General features: G+C 58.1%; 19 protein-coding genes. 9 read left to right on the top strand and 10 right to left on the bottom strand.

The features are described from left to right. Positions 1–32 precede the first annotated feature (32 nt). Positions 33–812, bottom strand: a complete 780-nt coding sequence (locus ACR0IO_RS04090; protein ID WP_480739687.1) for a bestrophin-like domain — start codon at positions 810–812, stop codon at positions 33–35. A gap of 272 nt (positions 813–1084) precedes the next feature. Between ACR0IO_RS04090 and ACR0IO_RS04085 the strand changes: the two genes are divergently transcribed. Together ACR0IO_RS04085 and ACR0IO_RS04080 are read left to right on the top strand one after the other, a co-directional pair. Beyond that, a complete protein-coding gene (locus tag ACR0IO_RS04085) occupies positions 1085–2026 on the top strand; it encodes a pirin family protein (protein WP_480739686.1) in 942 nt (313 codons plus the stop codon). Between the two features lie 78 nt (positions 2027–2104). Continuing rightward, positions 2105–3091, top strand: coding sequence for a 2-dehydropantoate 2-reductase (locus ACR0IO_RS04080; protein WP_480739685.1), 987 nt, complete (start codon positions 2105–2107; stop codon positions 3089–3091). A gap of 14 nt (positions 3092–3105) precedes the next feature. Here ACR0IO_RS04080 and ACR0IO_RS04075 read toward each other — a convergent pair whose 3' ends face one another. The 4 genes from ACR0IO_RS04075 to ACR0IO_RS04060 all read right to left on the bottom strand — a co-directional run bounded on the left by ACR0IO_RS04075 (position 3106) and on the right by ACR0IO_RS04060 (position 8521). Next, complete coding sequence (locus tag ACR0IO_RS04075) at positions 3106–4584, bottom strand: inorganic phosphate transporter (protein ID WP_480739684.1); 1479 nt, start codon at positions 4582–4584, stop codon at positions 3106–3108. Between the two features lie 90 nt (positions 4585–4674). Further along, entirely contained in the window at positions 4675–5133 is a 459-nt protein-coding gene (locus tag ACR0IO_RS04070; RefSeq protein ID WP_155144979.1) for an NUDIX hydrolase, read from the bottom strand. 178 nt (positions 5134–5311) lie between these two features. Next, the gene (hrpB, locus tag ACR0IO_RS04065; RefSeq protein WP_480739683.1) at positions 5312–7765 is read right to left on the bottom strand and encodes an ATP-dependent helicase HrpB; all 2454 of its coding nucleotides are present in this window, start codon (positions 7763–7765) and stop codon (positions 5312–5314) included. A 42-nt stretch (positions 7766–7807) separates the two neighbouring features. Next, positions 7808–8521: a DUF3108 domain-containing protein gene (locus tag ACR0IO_RS04060; RefSeq protein ID WP_480739682.1), complete on the bottom strand. Its 714-nt coding sequence runs from the start codon at positions 8519–8521 to the stop codon at positions 7808–7810. An 83-nt stretch (positions 8522–8604) separates the two neighbouring features. Between ACR0IO_RS04060 and meaB the strand changes: the two genes are divergently transcribed. The 3 genes from meaB (at position 8605) to rpmB (ending at position 11382) form a co-directional block, all read left to right on the top strand. After that, entirely contained in the window at positions 8605–9582 is a 978-nt protein-coding gene (gene meaB, locus ACR0IO_RS04055) for a methylmalonyl Co-A mutase-associated GTPase MeaB (protein ID WP_480739785.1), read from the top strand. Between the two features lie 145 nt (positions 9583–9727). Further along, positions 9728–10864: a Hint domain-containing protein gene (locus ACR0IO_RS04050; RefSeq protein ID WP_480739681.1), complete on the top strand. Its 1137-nt coding sequence runs from the start codon at positions 9728–9730 to the stop codon at positions 10862–10864. Between the two features lie 230 nt (positions 10865–11094). Next, positions 11095–11382 (top strand): 50S ribosomal protein L28, encoded by a 288-nt coding sequence (rpmB, locus tag ACR0IO_RS04045; protein WP_008756960.1) that lies wholly within the window; start codon positions 11095–11097, stop codon positions 11380–11382. 72 nt (positions 11383–11454) lie between these two features. On the opposite strand, the gene ACR0IO_RS04040 is transcribed toward rpmB, so the two are convergent. Continuing rightward, entirely contained in the window at positions 11455–11865 is a 411-nt protein-coding gene (locus tag ACR0IO_RS04040; RefSeq protein WP_480739680.1) for a hypothetical protein, read from the bottom strand. Positions 11866–12401: 536 nt separating this feature from the next. Between ACR0IO_RS04040 and ACR0IO_RS04035 the strand changes: the two genes are divergently transcribed. Beyond that, positions 12402–12743, top strand: a complete 342-nt coding sequence (locus ACR0IO_RS04035; protein WP_209016108.1) for a hypothetical protein — start codon at positions 12402–12404, stop codon at positions 12741–12743. A 41-nt stretch (positions 12744–12784) separates the two neighbouring features. Continuing rightward, positions 12785–13258, top strand: a complete 474-nt coding sequence (locus ACR0IO_RS04030) for a copper chaperone PCu(A)C (RefSeq protein ID WP_155144969.1) — start codon at positions 12785–12787, stop codon at positions 13256–13258. Positions 13259–13362: 104 nt separating this feature from the next. Here the strand turns inward: ACR0IO_RS04030 and ACR0IO_RS04025 are convergent, their stop codons facing one another. Together ACR0IO_RS04025 and ACR0IO_RS04020 are read right to left on the bottom strand one after the other, a co-directional pair. Then, positions 13363–13971: an HdeD family acid-resistance protein gene (locus ACR0IO_RS04025; RefSeq protein ID WP_480739679.1), complete on the bottom strand. Its 609-nt coding sequence runs from the start codon at positions 13969–13971 to the stop codon at positions 13363–13365. A gap of 79 nt (positions 13972–14050) precedes the next feature. Beyond that, complete coding sequence (locus ACR0IO_RS04020) at positions 14051–14746, bottom strand: NAD-dependent deacylase (protein ID WP_480739678.1); 696 nt, start codon at positions 14744–14746, stop codon at positions 14051–14053. 27 nt (positions 14747–14773) lie between these two features. Between ACR0IO_RS04020 and ACR0IO_RS04015 the strand changes: the two genes are divergently transcribed. Further along, a complete protein-coding gene (locus ACR0IO_RS04015; protein WP_480739677.1) occupies positions 14774–15217 on the top strand; it encodes a low molecular weight protein-tyrosine-phosphatase in 444 nt (147 codons plus the stop codon). Here the strand turns inward: ACR0IO_RS04015 and ACR0IO_RS04010 are convergent. Then, on the bottom strand, positions 15214–16167 hold the full coding sequence (locus ACR0IO_RS04010; RefSeq protein WP_480739676.1) for a LysR family transcriptional regulator: 954 nt from the start codon (positions 16165–16167) through the stop codon (positions 15214–15216). The two genes, ACR0IO_RS04015 and ACR0IO_RS04010, sit on opposite strands and share 4 nt — an antisense overlap. A gap of 66 nt (positions 16168–16233) precedes the next feature. Further along, complete coding sequence (locus ACR0IO_RS04005) at positions 16234–16545, bottom strand: hypothetical protein (RefSeq protein ID WP_480739675.1); 312 nt, start codon at positions 16543–16545, stop codon at positions 16234–16236. A 150-nt stretch (positions 16546–16695) separates the two neighbouring features. Here ACR0IO_RS04005 and ACR0IO_RS04000 point away from each other — a divergent pair, with 150 nt between their 5' ends. Next, complete coding sequence (locus tag ACR0IO_RS04000) at positions 16696–17346, top strand: RNA ligase family protein (RefSeq protein WP_480739674.1); 651 nt, start codon at positions 16696–16698, stop codon at positions 17344–17346. Positions 17347–17402: the final 56 nt, after the last annotated feature.

Below are 17402 nucleotides of genomic sequence, written 5' to 3'. Positions count from 1 at the left end.
ACCGGTTCTGCCGCCGACCTAGGTTCTTTCTGTTATCCCTGTGCGCTGCCCGGGGGAACAAGTGGCTGAAGGTAATGATCAAACAGGATTTGCAAGGCCACAGGCTGGGCACCGCCAAACTCTGAAAACGGGTAATCAAAGCTGTTGATGAAAAACAGCACGGTGCCGACATAACCCGCATAGATCGTCAGCAAGATCATGTTGCCAAACACCGGCGGGAAAGCCAGAAATGACGCGGCAATTGCGGAAATCCCGACAAAAGTGATGACCCAGAATGCCGGATTGACGTCGGTCAGGGCCACGATCTCACGCGTACTGCGCTCATCCCCAACCTCGGAAATTTGTGTCAGCATCCGATTGCGCAACCACCTCTGCCTATCATCCGGGGCGGGCAGGTTCAGGATGGAATCGTAAAGCTTTGCCCAGAGTTGATCCGCATTGGGGCTGAGCTGTTTGTTTACATCCAGCAAGGGCCATTCGACCTCAATCACCTCATGTACATACAATGCAATGTCTCGCTGCAGTTCGGTTGCTTCCGGGCCGCCATACTGCTTCAGGTCGTGAAACACGCTTTCAAGCTTGTTTGCCTCACGTCCGATTGTCTGGTTCAGCTTGTTCAGGTTGGACAACTCCTGAGAAAACACCAGCGCCAGCATCAGGCCCAACAGTGCAGCCATGCGAAATGCGGTGGATGATGCCAGATCCTGCGATTCCAACACCCGGTGTTCACCAAGCACGTAGCGCATCAGAAAATAGCTGCCGAAGGTCAGCGCGAATGTGCCACCGACAAAGAGAATACTGCTGAAGATCAAGGGTAATACGCCCGGTTGGTTGTCTTGCTTCCGGCGACCTTAGCCAGCAGGCGCAATCAGGGAAAGAGATTTTGCGTTCTGATAAGATGTTTATTTTAAGGACGTTCTGGCAATAACCCCATCGTGCTACAACTGAAGCCAGTCAGGACAGTACAGCGAAGGTCATCGCGATCCGCACCCGATCTGTGCGTGCGCGCACTTTATGAGATCCCGGCTCGCATTATCTGTGAATTCATGAATTCAAACCCCGGATCGAGATGGAGAGATCAGTCATGAGCTGGAACCCGAGTCAAAACAGCGCCCTCGACACGCTAATCATCCCACGAGCCCGCGATATCGGCGGTTTCGAGGTGCGACGTGCGCTGCCCTCTCTTCAGCGTCAGCTTGTCGGTCCCTTCATCTTCTTCGATCAGATGGGGCCGGCCGAGTTCATTACCGAAGGCGGCATCGACGTTCGTCCGCACCCCCATATCGGCCTCGGCACCGTAACCTATTTGTATCAGGGCGAGTTCGAGCATCGTGACAGCCTTGGCACGCATCAGATGATCTATCCAGGTGAGGTCAACTGGATGGTGGCTGGCCGGGGCGTGACTCATTCCGAACGCACCAGTGACGAAACCCGCAGCAAGCGCCACAGCTTGTTTGGCATCCAGACCTGGCTTGCGCTGCCCGAGGCGCACGAAGACATGGCGCCTGAGTTTGAGCATCACAAACAGGGGGCCTTGCCACATATTCAGGATGCAGGCGTCAGCGCGCGTCTGATCCTTGGATCTGCGTATGGAGAAACCAGCCCGGTTTCGATGCTGTCCGAGACTTTTTATCTGGATGTGCAGCTTGAACCCGGTGCCTCGTTCCCATTGCCCGACGATCATGAGGACCGTGGTGTCTACGTCACTCAGGGTTCAGTTGAGGTTGCTGGCGACAATTTTGATGCGGGTCATATGATGATTTTCCGCCCCGGTGACCATCTGTCAGTCAAGGCTGGCCCTGAGGGCGCGCGCCTGATGCTGCTGGGTGGCGCGACACTGAATGAAGAGCGGTATATCTGGTGGAACTTCGTATCTTCCTCGAAGGAAAAGATCGAAAACGCGACCCGTGAATGGAAAACCGCCGACTGGGCCAACGGTGCGTTTCATCTGCCCCCCGGTGACGATCAGGAATTCATCCCGATCTCGGCCGAACTTGAGCGTACCCGCCCGCGACTGGCGCGCTGACGTCAGCTCTGCGACGTCACGGTAAGCTTGCCTGTATGAGCGGTCCCGGCAATCCTCTTCCGAAAGGGGAGGGCGACCATGAAACTTGTCATCGCGGGTGCGGGCAGCATTGGCTGCTATTGCGGTGCTCTGCTCGCGGATGCAGGGCATCGGGTCACGCTGCTGGGTCGCGCCCGCGTACTCGATCCAATACGTGAGCAAGATCTGACGGTAAGCGATTTCTCGGGTCTGAGAACCACAGTTCCGGCCGATGGTCTGGTGCTGACCGAAGACCCCGCCTGTCTGGCGGATGCCGATGTTATCATCGTGACGGTCAAAACCGGCGCAACGGCTGAGATGGCCAAGCTGATCTCTGACCATGCGCCCAAGTCGGCACCTGTCTTGTCGTGGCAGAATGGAATGGAGAACGCCCGCACATTGCGCTCGGTGTTGCCAGATCGTGATGTCCTTGCAGGCATGGTGCCATTCAACGTGGTGCCAACCGATGCGGCGACCTACCACCGCGCAACCTCGGGTGATATCGTTATTCAGAACGGGCCGGGTGCGCTGGCTGATCAGCTGAACAGCCCCAGCCTGCCAGTTACCGAAAGCAACGATATCGAGGCGGTGCAGTGGGGTAAGCTTGTCATCAACCTTAACAATGCGCTCAATGCACTGTCCGGTCTAACCCTGCGCGAACAGCTTATGCATCGCAACTGGCGTCGTCTCATGGCGGATCAGATGACCGAAGCTTTGGGGGTTCTCAAGGCTGCAGGGCATCCTGTCGCCTCAACCACGCCGCTGCCTGCATGGATGACGCCACATATCCTGCGTCTGCCTACGCCCCTGTTTAGTCGTATCGCTGCCCGGATGCTGACCATTGATCCAAATGCACGTTTGTCGATGGCCTATGACTTGATGGCAGGCCGTCCGACCGAAATCGACAGTCTGCAAGGTGAAATCACCCGGATCGGTGCTGAAGTGAATGTACCGACCCCGATCTGCGCGCACGTTTCGGAATCGATCAAAAAGACGCCTCAGCAGCCGCTGACCCCAGATCAGATTCTGTCGAAGGTCGCCAGCTGAGACCGACCGATTGTTTAGGTGAATGCCGTCAGCAACCAGAAGATCGCAGCTGACATGACTGCCGCTGCCGGAACTGTGATCACCCAGGCCGCGACAATAGTCATGAAGTGAGACCGCCGGACCAGCTTGCGCCTCTGGTGTTCTTCGCGGGCCAGCCGCAGGTCAGCCGGGCGCTGACGGTTCGACTTTTTCCAACGCTGATCGGCGTGCCATTCGCGATAGAAACCAACGCCAAAGACCGCACCCACAGCGATATGGGTCGAGCTGACGGGCAGCCCCAGCCAGCTGGCAACGATCACGGTAATAGCTGCTGACAAAGCCACACAGAAGGCTCGCATCGGGTTCAGCTTGGTGATCTGACTGCCGACCATCCGGATCAGCTTGGGTCCGAACAGGAACAGGCCAAAGGAAATGCCGAAGGCGCCGATGATCATGACCCATGTCGGGATCGCCACCTTGGCGGCGAAATCACCGAATTCGGCCACATGGACGATGGCGGCAAGCGGACCAACCGCGTTGGCCACATCATTGGCGCCATGCGCAAAACTCAGGAATGTGGCCGAGATCACCAGCGGCAGGCCAAACAGGGTTTTCAGGGATCGGGTGCGGTTCTCCAGCCCTTCTGACTTGCGCCGAACCCATGGCACGGTAATGGCCCAGGCCAATGCGCCCGATGCAAAACCGATCAGGATCGCGATTTCCAGATCAACTTTCACGATCCGCTTCAGGCCCTTGACCGCCAGATAGGTGGCAAACGCCCCTGCCATAACGGCCACAAGGATCGGAACCCAGCGGCGTGCAGCGGCGATCTTGTCGTCCTGATACTGGATTTTGGCCTTGATCAACGCCAGAAACAGGGCTGCGATTACGCCGCCCAAAACCGGTGATATGACCCAGCTGGCCGCAATCGCGCTCATGGTTCCCCAACTGACCGCGCTAAAGCCGGCTGCTGCGATACCCGCGCCCATAACTCCACCGACTACCGAATGGGTTGTCGATACCGGTGCACCGATCCAAGTCGCCAGATTGACCCACATCGCAGAAGAGATCAGTGCCGCCATCATCGCCCAGATGAAGACTTCGCTGTTCTGAACCGACATCGGGTCGATAATGCCCTTTGAGATGGTCGAAACCACGTCTCCACCTGCCAGCAACGCGCCCGCGCTTTCCGCAACGGCGGCAATCGCGATCGCTCCGGCCATGGTCAGCGCATTCGCCCCCACTGCCGGGCCCATGTTGTTGGCCACATCATTTGCGCCGATATTGATCGCCATATAGGCGCCGAATGCGGCGGCGGCGATAACGATCATGCTGCCGTCGGCATGCCCGAACAGCACAGCGGCTGACAACCCAGCCAGAGCAATAAAGGCCAGCGCAATACCAGGCGCTAGCATCGGACGTGCCACATAGGCGTTAGCGCGTTCAACGCTTGTGATGCGCTGAAGATCGCGGTCCAGAGCCTGCCAGCGGGATTTGGTTTGTGTATCGGACATCGGTCTGCGGGTCAGTTGTTTCGGCGCCAGCGCGCTATATGGTTATGCGGCCGGGAGCAAGTGCGATGTCATAAAATTGTAGTGATGCTGTTACATCTGAAGCAGCAGATCACGCAGCTCCGGCTCCTGAACCCGTTCGGCCGCAACGTCAGGAGAAACCCAGACCCGCTCGCGCTGATGCGCCTCGGGATATTTGTCGGACAACTCGGCGACACGAACGTGATAGACGCTGGTCAGAACCGGTTCAGCCGTCCCATCCTTGAGCACTTTGTCGTAGGTGTAGTGACCCATCGGCTCTTTTTCCGCATCGGCGACCCGAACACCGGCCTCTTCCCAGGCCTCTTGCAGGGCTGTTTCCGATCCATCCAGACCGTCAATTGGCCAGCCTTTGGGGATGATCCAGCGCCCGGTGTCCCGGCTGGTGATCAGCAGAACATCGTCACGATCCCCGGCTTTTCGCGTGCACAAAGCTGCAAACTGCACCCGCCGGGGGCGCAGGAATAGCGGTCTTGCGACCTCATCCCATATTTTACGCAGCTTTTTCGCCATAATCTGTCGTCAGTTCACGCGTATGTTCCAAAGTTCATGTCACATAACAATGAACAACGTATTTCTCAAGTTTCGTGTTGGAAATCGCAGTTTTTCGCCCGAATTTTGTTACATATATTCAAATATGTGGGAAAATCCCACGTCTAAAGTGTGTTGTGGGTGGGCTTTTCAGCCCGTGTCAGTCGCGTCTGCGTTTGGCCCGCAATGTCGGGTCTGCCTGAGTTGGGTCTTCGGGCCAGGGGTGTTTGGGGTACTGCGCCCGCATATCCTTGCGCACATCCGCGTAAGAACCTGCCCAGAAACCGGGCAGGTCGCGGGTTATCTGAATGGGCCGCTGCGCTGGTGAAAGCAAGGTGATTTTAAGAGGCTCACCGCCGACCACAGGGTGTTTGGACACACCAAACAGCTCCTGCAACCGAACCGAGATTTCGGGCACGGCCTTGCCGTAATCAATCGGCAGCTTGCGCCCCAGCGGGGTCACGAAAGAGGCCGGAGCCCGACGATCGAGCTCCTGCATCTGCTCCCAGCTCAAGCGAGTCTGCAATGCTGGCAACAGGTCGAACCGTTTCCAGTCCTCTGCATTGCGGACACCGGACAGCATCGGCAGCAGCCAGTCCTCAAGCTCTGACGTTAAGCCTTCAATCGAGAAATCGGGCAGTTCTATCCCATCGGCTCGCATCAGTTCGACCCGCGCGGCCAGACGCGCAGCAGCGCCGTCCAGCCTCAGGCCCAAATCCCGTACACCATCCAGCATGGCCCGCGCTATCGCTTCATCCGGCACGTCTTTCCAGATGCGATCATCCAGCGTGATCGCTCCGAACCGCTGTTGCCTGCGCGCGATCACCCTGCGTTCGCGTTTGGACCATTCACAGCTTTCGACCCATTCGATCTGATCGGCGAACAGGTCACGAATTTCACTTTCCGGGATTTGTACGGCCATCCGCAATCTCGCCTCTCGCGGATTACCATCAGTGTCGAGCGCCACCAGATAGGGCGCTCCGGCCAACGTATCGCCGCTGTCCATCACGACACCTTTTCCACCGGACAACACGAAACGCGGAACATCCCCCTTGCGGCGCTGGCCAATGCGATCCGGATAAGCCAGCGCGGCCATGGAGGCCGGGCTGAGATCGTTCCGTACCTGTCCAGCTTGTGCTTTCAGTCGCTTGGATTCCTGCTTGATCCGATCCACAACTGCGGGGTTGGCCTGCCATGGCCGGTTTTTCCGAAAGGCGCGCATGTCCCGAACCGCTTCCAGCCTCAGGTTCAGATCCACAGGCGCGCCCTTTAGCGGATCCCGCTCGGCCATCAGGGCAGCCAGCTGCGCTGCATCCGTGCCAGCTGTAACCAGCATATGGCCCAGTCGTGGGTGCAAGGGCAGCGCAGCCAATGCCCGCCCATGATCCGAAATTCTACCTTTGTCATCCAGCGCCCCCAGCATGCCCAGCAGCGATCGCGCCTCGGCCATCGAGCCTTCGGGCGGGGCGGTCAGAAAGGCCAGATCACCCGCATCGGCACCCCACAGAGCCAACTCCAGAGCCAGCCCGGTCAGGTCCGCGGCTTCGATCTCGGCCGGAGGAAACGCCGCCATCGCGCCTTCCTCACCCTTGGACCACAGCCGATAGCACAGCCCCTCGGCCACGCGCCCGGCGCGTCCGGCGCGCTGGGTTGCTTCGGCCCGTGTCACCCGTTCGGTCACTAGCCGCGACATGCCGGACCCCGGATCGAACCTGGCGCGCCGGGCCTGTCCCATATCCACAACCACACGGATGTCAGGAATTGTCAGCGAGGTTTCGGCAATCGAAGTCGCCAGCACCACCTTGCGCCCATCTTTGGCAGGCGCAATCGCTACGCGCTGGGCGGCAAAGGGCAGGGCGCCGAATAGCGGGCGCACCGCGCATCCATCGGGCAATCGCCCGGTCAGGGCCGTCTCAGCCCGCCGTATCTCACCCTCTCCGGGCAGAAACACCAGTATGCCCCCGCCAATGTTGCGCGTCTCGCGCTCGGCCTGAACCACCAGATCAACCAGCGCATCCAGCCGCCGCGCCTGTATGCCCAGCGGTCGGTCAAGCCAGCGCGTCTCAACCGGATAGCTGCGTCCTTCCGAGGTCACCAGAGGGGCATTCATCAACTTCCCCACCGGTTCGGCATCCAGTGTGGCCGACATCGCCAGCAGGATCAGATCGTCCCGCAGCGCACCGGCCACCTCAAGGCACAAGGCCAGACCCAGATCCGCGTTCAGCGATCGTTCGTGGAATTCATCAAAGATCACTGCGCCGACACCCGGCAAGTCCGGATCTGACTGCAGCATTCGGGTCAGAATTCCCTCGGTCACAACCTCGATGCGCGTGGACTTGGAAACCTTTGCCTCACCCCTCACGCGATAACCGACTGTCTCGCCCGCGCGCTCTCCCAAGGTTTCGGCCATCCGTTCGGCCGCCGCGCGCGCCGCCAGTCTGCGCGGCTCCAGCATCACGATCTTGCCCTCGCACAGACCGGCCTGCAGCATTTCCAGCGGAACCCGCGTGGTTTTGCCCGCGCCCGGCGGGGCCTGCAGTACCGCGCGGCCATGGCTGCGCAGGGCGTCCAGCAATTCGGGAGTGGCGTCATCAATGGGCAGGCGTGTCGTCATTCGGCCCTTATCGGTGATCACGCCTGTGGCGTCCAGCGAAGGCTACTTTCGCACGACAACGGCAGGGCCATAGATCGTCTTCGCCTCGACCCGCATTGCCCGCATGATGTCACCTGAACGCGCGTAGGTTACCAGAACCGGAAAGCGGCTGCCCTGCCGCAGATCACCGGGTGGATATCCGGCAACCCGCGTGAAGTACCCGCTGCACTGCACCATATCACCGGAATTGCTGCGCCGTGTCAGGGCGATTTCAGTGAGCCGTTCGCCGTCAAAGATCTTCTGGCGCAAAGTACACAGCTCGGCCTCGCGCTGATCACGCAAAACCATGAAGATCGCCGTCAGAGGATCGACAGCCCCGCGTTGCTGTGCATCGGTCACGGAATGATCGCTGACTTCGCCAACCTTCGGCCCACTCGCGCGCGCAATCCCTCGGGAATAGTCCAGCCGTACCCGCGATTCCCGCTGACCGGTGTCCATGTCCTCGACATATCTTTTGGGCTGAAACTGCGCGCCTTTGCGTCGGCCGGTGACCTCCAGAATAAAGCGCACCCGCTTGATTGTGCCCGCAAGCCCCGTTGTTCCCAACCGGCCTGTCACGGCGTAGCGCGTCTGGTTGATATCGGAACTCAAGGCCATTTCGCCCACCTTTACCCCAAGGGCGCGCAACGCAAACTGGCTCTGATTGACCTCTGCAAGACCGGCAATCGGAAGCATGGCGAGTATCAACGGAAACACACGTATTAAAACAAATGACATTGGATAAAATTCCTCGTCGGTCCGGGCTGGACAAATCGGTTCTGGGGGCGGCAAGTAGTCATGCCGTTAAGATTGGGGGCAGTATGCACATAGACAGCCAGGGTGACAGGATTTTGAACGGGGATCGGCGGGCACTGGCCCGAGCGATCACGCTGGTCGAAAGTAAACGCGCCGATCACCGCGAACAGGCTGCGCAGTTACTTGACCAATTGGCGGGCAGTGGCCGCCAGTCGCTGCGGATTGGTCTTTCAGGAACCCCAGGCGTGGGTAAATCCACGTTTATCGAGAGCTTTGGCATGATGCTGACAGGGCAGGGGCTGCGCGTCGCGGTTCTGGCTGTCGATCCCAGTTCGGCCCGCTCGGGCGGCTCGATCCTCGGTGACAAAACCCGGATGGAGCGTCTGAGCCGCGAGAAGAACGCCTTTATCCGCCCTTCCCCCAGCCAAAGCCATCTGGGCGGCGTCGCCCGTCGCACGCGCGAGGCCATCGCGCTGTGCGAGGCCGCGGGATTTGACGTGGTGCTGATAGAAACTGTGGGCGTGGGGCAGTCTGAAACCGTTGTGTCCGAAATGTCCGACCTGTTCCTGTTGCTACTGGCACCCGCGGGCGGGGATGAGCTGCAAGGGGTCAAGCGTGGTATCATGGAAATGGCCGACATGATCCTTGTGAACAAGGCCGACGGTGATCTGAAGGCCACGGCGACCCGCACCTGCGCCGACTATGCCGGGGCACTGCGTCTGTTGCGCAAGCGGCCACAGGATCCTGAGAGTTTTCCCAAGGCCATGACCGTTTCAGCGGTTGAGGAACATGGGCTGGAACAGGCGTGGGAAGAGATGCAGGCCTTGATCGAGTGGCGCCGCAACAATGGTCATTGGGATGCAAATCGCGCCACTCAGGCTCGGTTCTGGTTTGATCAGGAGGTGCGCCATGCCCTGCTAGCCAGACTGGAAACGCCAGCTGCCCGTGCCGAGATGGATCGCCTTGGCACCGAGGTCGGTTCAGGCAACCTCAGCCCGTCTGCCGCTGCGGATCACATGCTGAGCATCCTCGCAACAGATTGAATTCGCACGACTGTCAGAGGTAGTTCGTTCGCTCAGAAACATGTATTCTGTATATGTGTTCAATTTTTGGTTGCTCAGATTGCCCGGTTAATTGCGTTTGCTCGGGTGGTTTGAGCGCAGCCGATGCTAACGGAAACTGCCGACAATGCCCAACATCACCGGGACAAATGGCGCTGACAATATTGATGTCACCGATGACAACGGGACACTGAACGGTACCCCGCAGGGGACGCCGATTGATGATATTCGGGCCCGTGGCGGGGCCGACCAGATCAATGTGACCAACAGCACCATTTCAGGCAGCGTTCGTGGCAATGCCGGAAATGATGACATAACTGTTTCCGACAGTTCCATTGGCGGGCAACTCAATGCGGGGCGGGATGACGATACAGTCAATGTTCAGGGCTCAAGTATCGGCAACATCCGGTTGGGACGTGGCAACGATACCCTCAATTTCAGCAGCACAAACGTGTCCGGAGATGTTCGGGGTGGTAATGGAACCGATGTACTTAACCTACCCGAAGGCACGGTAGTCAATGACAGCACATTTGGCACCTTCACGGTTGTCGCCGGAACCAGCTATTCCCTTTCCGGGGGCACCTTTACCCTGCCATCAGGGATCACCGTTACCTACAGCACCTTTGAAACAGGTACCGGCTTTGTCTGCTTTACCCGTGATACTCTGATCTTATCAGAACGCGGTCCGGTTCGCGTGCAGGATCTGCGCACCGGCGATATGGTCCCGACCAAAGGTCATGGGATGCAACCCCTCCGTTGGATCGGTCGCCGCCGCTTTGACACCGGTTCGCTTGAAGATAATGCCAAGCGCCGCCCGGTTCGTATCCTTGCCGGGGCGCTGGGCGGTGGTTTGCCAGAACGTGACTTGCTGGTGTCGCGCCAGCACAGGATGCTGGTGCAGTCCAAGATTGCCGAACGTATGTTCGGAGCGTCCGATGTGCTGATCCCGGCGATCAAGCTGATTGCGCTGCCAGGAATCTTTGTCGATGAGACGGTCGAAAGTGTTGAGTACTTCCACCTGCTTTTCGATCGTCACGAAATCGTCTTTGCCGAAGGCGCCCCTAGCGAGAGCCTTTATACCGGGCCGGAAGCGCTCAAATCCCTGAGCTCTGAAGCGCGGCGTGAGATCTTTGATATCTTCCCGGAACTGGCCGAGATGAACTATGCGCCCAATCCGGCCAGCTATATTCCCAAGAATCGCCAGCAGGCGCAGCTGGTCGCGCGGCACCTGAAGAACAACAAGCCGCTGTTGCAGGCGATCTGAGGGCATTTGGTACGCTCATAGCCTTGCTTCATGTGTTCTCGGTTATGTAGAACTAAGCCGACGGCAGGGAATCTGAAATCCCGGCAAAAGATTTCGCCCCGCCCGTCTTGACCCTCCGTGCGATTCCCACTACACGCATCCAACCAGTTTTCGGGCGCGACTTCGGGTTGCGCCCCTTGTGATTTGGCCGAGGGCGTTATGCCCGGCCACCAGAAACAAAGGAAGAAACCATGTCGCGCCGTTGCGAACTGACCGGAAAAGGCCCGATGACTGGCAACAATGTCAGCCACGCCAAAAACAGAACTCGTCGTCGTTTCCTGCCCAACCTGAACGACGTTACACTGCAGTCGGAAACACTGGGTCGTGGCGTCAAGCTGCGCATCTCGGCAGCTGCTCTGCGCTCGGTTGACCACCGTGGTGGTCTGGACGCGTTCCTGGCGAAAGCCAAGGATGATGAACTGTCCGCGAACGCACTGAAAGTGAAAAAAGAAATCGCCAAAGCACAAGCTTCGGCATAACGCTTTTTCACAGCGAAATTTCGAACCCCTGTTCCTGATGGAGCAGGGGTTTTTCTTTGTACGTATCGGTCTTCAGGGGGTCTGCAGCCTGAATTTCTGAAACCCGGCATCATCATATGTGACCATACCCTCGGAAACGGCACCAAGCCGCCGCAGGGCGCCCAGATTGCGCCGGGTTGGTGGCAGCAGAAAGGTTACCGAGGATATGCGCGGATCATTACGGGCAAATTCCAGTGCCTTTCGTGTGATGGCATTCCCCAGCCCAAACGAATCTGCAGTCAGAACCAGCCCGTAATCCCAGTCTTTGCCTTCTCGTTGGAATCCGCCCCAGCCGACATAGTCCCGCCTGTGAAGGATAGCCCAGTGCCCCAATCCGTCGCGTTTCCAGTACATTTCTTTGGCTGTGACAAAGCTCTGCACCTGAGCTGAATCCCAGGGCGATGTCATCAGTGGCAGATGTGTCGCCACGCGAGGATCAGACATGTGCTTCATGATTCTGTCCTGGGAAATCTCAGGCAATCGTACAAATTGAATGTCGCTTGAATCGATAGGTTTCATGGCCATGACTTAGCTGATTTCGGCGTCACTGCCAGCCAGTCTGGCATAAATCCAAAGTTGGTGGATCAGGGTGAATTATTCCAAACTGTGAATAATAAGGGGTGCTACAGTGATATTGTTCACATACGATATGCTGAATTTGAATTATGTCTAATCTTATTCAGAATCGGAGGCCATATTCATGCCTGTAAGACTTACTGAAATTCTGGCAATTCCCTCGAAAATTTTGGTCGAGGCAGTCAGAACCTGCACCGTTATCCAGCGAAGGGTAAATCGGCTGCATACAAGTATGACGATAGATCCGACCAACAGATCGGGCCTTGATAACCGGTAACAAAATCTGCCGGATACTGAATAACCAGACGGGGAATACGGCGCGGTTGGCCAAACTGTCTCAGCACGCCGATTGCACTTGAAGCCCCGTCTGGCCTGGGCCTATACCATTGGTCGAAATGGTATCGATGCTTCGGAAATCACTGCCTTTTGTATTGTCTTTGCTTTTGGTTCTGACCGGGCAGAGCGTTGCAGCGTCACGTGGTGTGGATGCTGCCGTCGGGCAGATGGTTCTGTGCACGGGCGAAGGCCCTGTTGTCGTCTACATGGACGAAAACGGCCAGCCGACCAAACCGCCTCATTTCTGTCCTGAATTTGCTCTGACTTTGCTGGGCGCTATTGCGGTTGCACAACCCGGGCTACCTGAGGCTCCGGATCGGGTACTGCCTTCTCCCGCGCATCGGGTTGAAAGCCTGATCGCCGCGCCGCGGCCTTCACAACCTGCTCGGGCACCTCCCTTTTCTGTCTGAACTCCTCTCAATCTGTCAGACAATTCAAAAGGAGAAGGCAAATGACCTTCAAATCCACTCTGCTCGCCGCGCTGGCCTCTGCAACACTTGCCACCGCCGCTTTTGCTGAAGAAACGATCAAAATCGGCGACGCCTATGCCCGGTCTTCGGGGAAAACAGCCAAGGCGGGCGCAGCTTTCATGATGATCGAAAACACTGGCGACACCGATGATCGTCTGATTGGTGTGTCGTCCGATGCTGCCGGTCGTGTTGAGCTTCATACTCACATGATCGACGACAACGGCGTCGCGAAGATGATGCATGTCGAAGAAGGCTTTGCCATTCCGGCAGGTGAAACGCACATGCTGCAGCGTGGCGGTGACCACGTCATGTTCATGGGGCTGTCGCAGCCTTTTGAACAGGGTGCGATGGTTCCGGTGACTCTGGTCTTTGAAAACGCTGGTGAAATCGAGGTTGAGATCCCCGTCGATCTCGAGCGTCAGGACAGCGGTGCCCACGGCGGGCATTCGAACTGAGGCAACGCCTGTCTTCAGGCCGCAATGCGGCTCTATTCATGCGTCAGGCCGGGCAATGCCCGGCCTGTTTTCGTCTGGATGTGTAGGTGTCAGATCGGGGCTGTCTAGCGGTTGATGACGCGCATTCCAACACGGTCTCCAGCTGACTTGAAACGCGCAGCCATGAAGAACATGACCGCAGCAAAGGCCAACGCCGAGAACGCAATCGCCCAACCCAGTGCGACGAGCCCGCTTCCCGGCCAGAACATCAGTACCAGCCCGATGATAAGCGCCACGATGCCTGAATTCCGCACGGTCGCGCGTTCCGGGTCCGAGGTATGCATTTGTCCAATCGCGATAAGTGAGCCGATCCCGATGATAAGCGCCCAGGCGCCCAGCAGGAAAAATGTGATCCTGGCAACACCTTCCGGCCAGATCAGCAGCACCAGTCCGATCAGAACTGCACCGATCCCGATACCCCCGACAAGCCCCCGGCGACCAAAGCCCATCAGTGTAAGCGCACCGTCCAGAACCAGAAGGGCACCAACCAGACGCAACAGCAACGAAATGCTGCCCGTGGGCCAGAACAGCGCCGCAATCCCGACCAGAGCCGCCAATATCCCGCGCAACAGGAAGGTCCACCACAGATTGGCCAGATTTTCGCTGAGCGCATCCCGGCCCGCCATGCTGCCATCATCGACGATTTCGCCGTCTTGGGTTTCGTTTTCAGTCATGGGTCTCCCCCAGCTTGTTGAGTTCTCAGCATAAACGAGAAATTGGTGAAATGTCTTCTACCTTCGCGAGGGGCCGCTTCTATCGGCGACCCAGCAGCTTGGCGACCCATTGTGGAACAGTTTCGGTTGCCGGACCAAAGCGGGTTTCGTCAAAGCTGGACACACCTGCAGACGGTTCCAGATTCAGCTCGATGGTGCGCGCGCCGGATGCGATTGCCTCATGCACAAAGGCTGCCGCTGGGTAAACCTGACCCGATGTGCCGATCGCGGCAAAGATGGATGCTTCGGCCAGATGGTCATAAATTTCGTCCATGCGATAGGGCATCTCACCAAACCACACCACGTCCGGCCGGGCGGTTGGTGCGGCGCAAGCCGGGCAGGGCTCGCCTACAGCCATTTCCGGAGGGGCAGTCCATCGGTGTCCGCACGCAGCACAAAGCGCCCCGGCCAGAATACCGTGCATGTGGATTACATCACTGGCACCTCCGGCTTCGTGCAGGCCATCCACGTTCTGGGTGACTATAATGACCTCACCCGGCCAGTCCTGTTGCAGGCGTGCCAACGCGACATGAGCGGCGTTTGGCTCTGCCTTTGCAGCCTGTACCCGACGGGCATTGTAAAAAGCGTGCACCAGTGCCGGATCGCGCGTAAAACCCTCGGGCGTGGCGACATCCTCGATCCGGTGTTGCGCCCACAGGCCACCCTCATCGCGGAAAGTACCCAGACCGCTTTCCGCCGAAATTCCGGCTCCGGTCAGAATGACGATCTTTTCCATTTCACCTCCGCGCGATAAACCATGCCCATGACCCACCGTATCCTCTTTGTCTGTCTGGGCAATATCTGCCGTTCACCCGCTGCCGAGGGCGTCTTTCGCGCCCGCGCACCGCAATTCGAAACTGACAGTGCGGGAACCTCGGGCTGGCATATCGGGGATCCGCCCTATGGCCCGATGCAAGAGGCCGCGCGTGCCCGCGGGCTGGACATCTCGGACTTGCGCGCCCGCCAGTTCACCGCCGCTGACTTTGATCGGTTTGATCTGATCATCGGGATGGATGCCAACAATATCTCGGATATCGAGGCGCTGCGCCCGTTCGGCAATGAAACCCCTGTGCGGCTGCTGACTGATTTCGCACCTCAGGCCGGTGCCGACCACGTGCCTGACCCGTACTACACACGGGATTTCGACGGGGCGCTGGATCTGATCGAAGAGACAGTCGCGGGCCTGAACGCCCATTTGCAGAGCTAGTCCTCAATCACCTTCAGCTGCCCGCTCAGCCAGGGCAATTGCGCGACTGCCGGATCTATGATCTGGCTCTGCATCAGGCGCCTCATCATCCCGGCAACCTCGCGCGGCACCTGATCGGACCAGTCCGACTGGGTGAAGAGTGAGATCATGCGTGAGCTTTCGCCAAACGGGGCAGGGTAGGCCGTCAGGCCCTCATGAAAGCGCGCCGCGCGCATATATCCCAACGGCGTCGTAATGGCCCAGCCCAGACCACGTGCCACCATCGCCATCAGGGCCAGATGCGAGCCGATCTCGAACCGCTCCTCGAACTCCATCTGATTGCGTGCCAGATGGCTTTCGATCTGTCGGCTGATCAGCTGTTCCCTTGCATAGCGCAGGAATGGCAGGTTCTGCAGCGCATCGTCAACGTCATCCGCTGTTTTGGGGGCCACCAGAATGAATGGGTCCTGAACCAGCGGGTACTCCACCACACCTTCCAGCACCTCGCCGCTATGGGCCGAAACTGCCAGATGCAAACGCTGTTCTTCAAGTGCCTGAAACAGATCGAGACTAGACAGAGTGATCAGCTTGAATTTCGACCGTGTCAGACTGTCGGCCAACAGAGTCGCCAGCCGCGGTGTCAGGTCATTGTCGAAATCATCGATCAGGCCGATCGAAAGCGTGGTCAGATGGCCCAGATCCATGACGGTCAGTTCGCTTTGCGCCAATTGCAACTCGCCCAGAACCGCCTCGGCCCGGGCCAGAAAGCTGCGCCCGGCCTGCGTCAGCCGCATCGGTCGCCGACCGTGATCCACCAGATCGGTGCCTAATGCCTTTTCCAGATTGCGCAATTGCTGGCTGACCGAGGGCTGGCTGAGCCCCGTGATCTCGGCGGCCTGCGCCACCGATCCCGTCCGCGCCAAGGCTTCGAACACCTCGAGCCCGCGCAGGGTCAGCCCTTTCATAACCATGCAACTTCCCTTTCGCTGCGCCATTTCTGAGGCGCAGCGGGGGTCAGGTCAAGTATTCAGAATGGGTTAGCTGCAGATCGCCTGTGCCATCTGGCCAAAGGCCTGATACCGATCCCACAATGCATCATCACGCGCGGTCTTTGACATCTTAAGCTCTTGCGCCTGATGGGGGTCGGTGAACCACTTGGCCACGGTCCTTTGGTCACTGCGGGTCAGGGCCTGGTCCGCGACGCGCTGAATGCAACTGCACCGAGACCGTGTTGCTGCCGACCGGTCCGATGCCAGACACGCCCGTTTGATCTGTGCAGCCTCGCTTGGTACCGTAGCCACCGCCGTCAACGACGTTGCGCAAAATGCTATTAAGAGGAACTGTTTCATGCTCAAGCCTCGTGTTTGCCTGCCCGGACGGGTCTGATGCCCCTCTCGGCTTGCGGCAGAGTATTGTGCAAGTTGCGATGCGGATCAATCACTTGGTTCGAAAAAGTGATTGTACGAGTCTGAAATGTCGCGTTTGGTGCAGCGAACAATTTGGTTCAATTGATTGAGAAAAGACCAATGCTCCGGAAATACGGTCGTACATTTCATCTGCCCCAGTCACCGGGCGCGACTAGTGATGATAAAATCATGTCCGATGTTGCTGCTCTGCTCAACGCAGCAGAAGTCGTCTTTACAGAAAAAATGGATGGTGAAAACACAACTATTCATTGCGATGGCTGTCACCCACGGAGTTTGGATGCGCGTTATCACCCATCTCGTGATTGGATCAAAGCATTCGCAGCAGGTATCTCGCCCCTGCTGTCACCGGATGAACGTATTGTTGGAGAGTACTTGTTTGCCCGGCATTCCATCGCCTATTCCCGGCTGCCAACGTATTTTCTGGGTTTTGCCTATATAAAAGGGAATGTGGTGCAATCTTGGGACGCAACCTTGTTGCGGTTCGCTGAACTCGGCATCACACCTGTGCCGGTTCTGTTTCGGGGACGGTTTTCGGAGAAGTCCGTCACTGATGTAATCAGCAATCTGGACATGTCGACACAAGAAGGATTTGTCGTAAGAACCACCGCAGCGTACGCGGAAGAAGCTATGCCAACCCATCTGGCCAAATACGTCCGTGAGGGCCACGTGCAAAGTGAAACGCATTGGATGAACGCCCAGTTGGTGAAGAATGGACTGCGCTGACAGTTAAGCCGTAACTTTCAATGTCAACGGCCATGAAGTCGGATTGTTGGCCCGTC

It is taken from the genome of Ruegeria sp. CE12 (assembly GCF_056537525.1).
This window is presented reverse-complemented; position numbering and strand designations above follow the sequence as displayed.